Source organism: Achromobacter sp. GbtcB20 (genome assembly GCF_019091095.1).
Lineage (GTDB): Bacteria > Pseudomonadota > Gammaproteobacteria > Burkholderiales > Burkholderiaceae_B > Achromobacter > Achromobacter mucicolens.
The window spans coordinates 1-679 of record NZ_JAGXJZ010000125.1 but is presented as its reverse complement, the minus strand read 5'-3'; the positions used below and the strand labels follow the sequence as shown (position 1 = coordinate 679).

Below are 679 nucleotides of genomic sequence, written 5' to 3'. Positions count from 1 at the left end.
GGCGCCAGCCTGCCCAGCCTGCGCCTGGGCGTGCACGACCAGACCTTCTACGACCGCATCCTGCGCCACATGGACCGGCACGATCACTGGGAGGGCGAATTGTGGAGCGTGCGCAGCGACGGCGCCACCTTCCCGATCCGCGCCTCGCTGTCGGCGATCCGCGATGCGCAAGGCGCGGTCACCAGTTACATGGCGCTGCTGTCCGACATCACCGACCGCAAGCGCATGGAAGAGGAGGCCCGGCGCCTGGCCCACCATGACCCGCTCACCAGCCTGCCCAACCGGGTGCTGTTCATGGACCGGCTGGCCCAGGCGCTGGCCGGCAACCGCCGCCAGCACGCCGAGTTCGCCCTGATGTTCCTCGACCTCGACCATTTCAAGGCCATCAACGACACCCATGGCCACGAGGCCGGCGACGCCGTCCTGCAGGAAGTGGCGCTGCGCCTGACGCGCTGCGTGCGCGGGGTCGATACCGTCAGCCGCCTGGGCGGCGACGAATTCGTGGTGCTGCTGACCGACATCGGCGGCGCCGACCAGGCCGCGCACGTGGCCGCCACCGTCATGCAGTCGGTGGCGCGGCCAGTGGCGACAAGCGGACGCGAGATCAGCCTGTCGGTGTCGATCGGCATCGCGCTCTGTCCCAGCGACGGCCAGGACGCCAAGACCCTGCTGCGCCATG

At 70.1% G+C, this 679-nt stretch carries 1 protein-coding gene; it reads left to right on the top strand.

The features are described from left to right. A partial coding sequence (locus KVT32_RS28130; RefSeq protein WP_217619203.1) for a sensor domain-containing diguanylate cyclase occupies window positions 1-679 on the top strand: 679 nt, incomplete at both ends.